The sequence below is a fragment of the Arhodomonas sp. KWT genome (assembly GCF_010993615.1).
Window position 1 is genome coordinate 1 of the sequence record NZ_WNXE01000009.1, and the last position, 3867, is coordinate 3867.

The window sequence follows — 3867 nt, forward strand, 5'->3', positions numbered from 1 at the left end:
CCCGAGGCCGGGGCGAAGGCCGGGACCGATCCGGCGGAGCAGCCGGCGCCGGCGGCGGCCGATACCCCGGCGGCGGCGCCGTCGCGCACCGCGCGGGACCGGCTGAAGCTGCTGAAGTCCCTCCACGAGGACGGCCTGATTACCGATGAGGAGTACAGCCGCAAGCGTCGGGAGGTCCTCGAGACCCTCTGAGGCGCCCGCCTTGTCGTTGCGGGGGCGCCCCGTCCGGGGGCGTCCCCGCCATTCCCGCCCCCTTCTCCAGGTCCGCCCGCCGCGGCTGTCCCAGCCGCTGGACCGGTCATCGGTTTAATCTGTACCAAAAGAGTCCGTTTTGAGTTAGAATCCGGACTGCGATGATACGAATTAACCGTGAAACCGACTACGGCATCGGCATCCTGTCGATGCTGGCACGCGATGACGACGCGCGGGTGACCGCGGCGACGCTCGCGGACCGGCGTGGGCTGCCGCAGCCGATGGTCAGCAAGATCCTCAAGCACCTGGCACGGGCCGGCATCCTGGTCTCGTACCGTGGTGCCAAGGGTGGCTACGGCCTCGCCCGGCGCCCGGAGGAGATCACGGTGGCGGAGATCATTGCCGCGCTGGAAGGCCCCATTTCGCTCACCGAGTGTGTGGAGGAAGGGGTCGAGGCCTGCCAGTACAGCAACTACTGTACGGTCAGCGGCAACTGGACCCGAATCAACCGGGTGGTGCACGAGGCGCTCTCGTGCATCACCCTCGCCGAGATGAGTGCCCCGGAGCCCGACATGCCTGGCACCGCCGGGCCGGGTGCCCGTGACGAATTTCCCATTGAGTTTTCCGGAGTCCGCTATGTCAGCGACGTCTAAGACCCTGGAAGAAGTGACCACCCGCGGCTACGAGGCGGGCTTCATCACTGACATCGAGCAGGAGTCGGCACCGCCGGGCCTGAACGAGGAGATCATCCGCTTCATCTCCGCCAAGAAGGAGGAGCCGGAGTGGATGCTGGAGTGGCGCCTGGAGGCCTACCGGCAGTGGCAGCAGATGCCGGAGCCGGACTGGGCGAAGGTCAACTTCGAGCCGATCGACTTCCAGGCGATCTCGTACTATGCCGCGCCGAAGGAGCGCCCGGAGAGCCTGGACGAGGTGGACCCGAAGCTGCTCGAGACCTACGAGAAGCTCGGCATCCCCATGCACGAGCGCGAGATGCTCGCCGGCGTAGCGGTGGACGCGGTATTCGACTCGGTGTCCGTGGCCACCACCTACAAGGACAAGCTCGCCGAGCACGGCATCGTGTTCTGCTCGATGTCCGAGGCGATCCGTGAACATCCGGAGCTGGTGCGCAAGTACCTCGGTACCGTCGTGCCCCAGGGCGACAACTTCTTCGCCGCGCTGAACTCGGCGGTGTTCTCGGACGGGTCGTTCGTGTTCATCCCCAAGGGCGTGAAGTGCCCGATGGAGCTGTCCACGTACTTCCGCATGAACGCCGGCCACACCGGGCAGTTCGAGCGCACGCTCATCGTGGCCGAGGAGGGGGCGTCGGTCTCCTACCTCGAGGGCTGCACCGCGCCCATGCGCGACGAGAACCAGCTCCATGCCGCGGTGGTCGAGCTGGTGGCGCTGGACGACGCCCAGATCAAGTACTCCACGGTCCAGAACTGGTACCCGGGCGACGAGAACGGCAAGGGCGGGATCTACAACTTCGTCACCAAGCGCGGCCTGTGCGCCGGCGACCGCTCCAAGATCTCGTGGACCCAGGTGGAGACCGGCTCCTCGGTGACCTGGAAGTACCCGAGCTGCGTGCTTCGCGGCGACGACTCGGTGGGCGAGTTCTACTCCGTGGCCGTGACCCGCCACCGCCAGCAGGCGGACACGGGCACCAAGATGATCCACATGGGGCGGAACACCCGCAGCACCATCGTCTCCAAGGGCATCTCCGCCGGCCACGGCCAGCAGAGCTACCGTGGCCTGGTGCGGATCACGCCCAAGGCGCAGGGCGCGCGCAACTACTCGCAGTGCGACTCCATGCTGATGAGCTCGACCTGCGGGGCGCATACCTTCCCGTACATCGACGTGCAGAACCCCACCGCGCAGGTGGAGCACGAGGCGACGACCTCGAAGATCAGCGACGACCAGGTGTTCTACTGCAACCAGCGCGGTATCGACACCGAGGACGCCGTCTCGCTGATCGTCAACGGCTTCTGCAAGGAGGTGTTCCGCACCCTGCCCATGGAGTTCGCCGTGGAGGCGCAGAAGCTCCTCGAGGTCACCCTCGAGGACAGCGTGGGCTGAACCGCGCACGAGACACCGTGGCAGCGCCCCGCGACGAGGGCGCGCCGCCGAACCGGACCCGCAAGAATTCGCTGGAGGCCAGACATGGCACTGCTGGAGATCAGGAACCTGCACGCCTCGGTGGACGGCACCGAGATCCTCAAGGGCATCGACCTCGACATCGAGCCGGGGAAGGTGCACGCCATCATGGGCCCGAACGGCTCGGGCAAGAGCACGCTCTCCAAGGTGCTCGCCGGTGACGAGCGTTACGAGGTCACCGCCGGCGAGATCCGCTACCGTGGCCGCAACCTTCTGGAGCTCGCGCCGGAGGAGCGCGCCCGGGAGGGTATCTTCCTCGGCTTCCAGTACCCGGTGGAGATCCCCGGCGTGTCCAACACCTACTTCCTCAAGGCCGCGCTCAACGCGATCCGCAAGTACCGCGGCCAGGAGGAGCTCGACGCGATGGAGTTCCTGCAGCTCATCCGCGAGCGCGCCAAGACCGTGAAGCTCGACGAGTCGCTGCTCCAGCGCCCGGTCAACGAGGGCTTCTCCGGCGGCGAGAAGAAGCGCAACGAGGTCTTCCAGCTGGCCGTGCTCGAGCCCATGCTCGCGATCCTCGACGAGACCGACTCCGGGCTCGACATCGACGCGCTGCGCACGGTCGCCGACGGCGTCAACGCCATGCGCGACGACGAACGCGGCTTCCTGGTGATCACCCACTACCAGCGGCTGCTCGAGCACATCGTGCCGGACACCGTGCACGTGCTGGTCAACGGCCGGATCGTGCAGACCGGCGGTAAGGAGCTGGCCGAGGAGCTCGAGCGCTCCGGCTACGCGCTGTTCGACGACGAGGCGGCGTAAGGGGGTCCCATGGAAGCAGTGGCTGAAACCCAGAGCGTCTACCGGCAGGCCTTCGATGCCGGTGACGACGGCCGCCCGGCCTGGCTCGCGCCGCTGCGTCGGCGTGCCATCGAGGCCTTCGAGGCCCGCGGCCTGCCCGGCCCCAAGCAGGAGCCCTGGCGGAAGACGCCGCTGGCGCCGCTGACCGGGCAGAGCTTCCCGGTCGCCGACGGCGGTGGTTCGGTATCGCCGGAGCTGGCGCGGCGTGTCGGCGAGCTCGCCGGCGAGGCGCACCTGCTGGTCTTCGTCGACGGCACCCTGGACACCGGGCTGTCGAACCTCGGCGAACCCGGCCGCGGGCTCACCGTGGCGCCGCTGTCCGAGTACGGCGACGACGCCCCGGCGGCGGTCACCGATCGTATCGGCAGCGGTGCGCCCATCGCCGAGCAGCCGTTCGCGGCGCTCAATACCGCCTTCTTCCGCGACGGCGCGTTCGTACACGTTGCCCGCGGCCAGGCGGTGGAGCGGCCGGTGGTCGTGGTGCACGTGGACACCGGCGAGGCCGACGGCCGCGCCGTCTACCCCCGCGTGCTGGTGCACGCGGAGTCGGCCGCGGAGGTGCGGTTCATCGAGCACTTCATCGGTGCCGACGGCGCCAACACGCTGACCGCGCCGGTCACCGAGGTCATCGCCGAGGACGGCGCCATCGTCACCGGCTACCGCCTGCAGGAGGCCGGCGACGGCGATCTCCACGTGGGCACGGTCCACGTCGCCGCTGCC

At 68.4% G+C, this 3867-nt stretch carries 4 protein-coding genes and 1 pseudogene; all 5 read left to right on the forward strand.

The window, feature by feature from the left end; genetic code table 11:
• Positions 1–192: SHOCT domain-containing protein (locus tag G7A99_RS03445; RefSeq protein ID WP_163138882.1), on the forward strand; the 192-nt coding region annotated here is incomplete at its 5' end.
• Between the two features lie 161 nt (positions 193–353).
• Positions 354–845, forward strand: a complete 492-nt coding sequence (locus G7A99_RS03450; protein WP_163138883.1) for an SUF system Fe-S cluster assembly regulator — start codon at positions 354–356, stop codon at positions 843–845.
• The gene (sufB, locus tag G7A99_RS03455; RefSeq protein WP_026321080.1) at positions 829–2268 is read left to right on the forward strand and encodes a Fe-S cluster assembly protein SufB; all 1440 of its coding nucleotides are present in this window, start codon (positions 829–831) and stop codon (positions 2266–2268) included. Before G7A99_RS03450 ends, sufB begins: the two co-directional genes overlap by 17 nt.
• A gap of 84 nt (positions 2269–2352) precedes the next feature.
• A complete protein-coding gene (sufC, locus tag G7A99_RS03460) occupies positions 2353–3108 on the forward strand; it encodes a Fe-S cluster assembly ATPase SufC (protein ID WP_018718169.1) in 756 nt (251 codons plus the stop codon).
• A gap of 9 nt (positions 3109–3117) precedes the next feature.
• Positions 3118–3867 (forward strand): annotated as a pseudogene (locus G7A99_RS03465) (SufD family Fe-S cluster assembly protein); the annotation flags it as partial.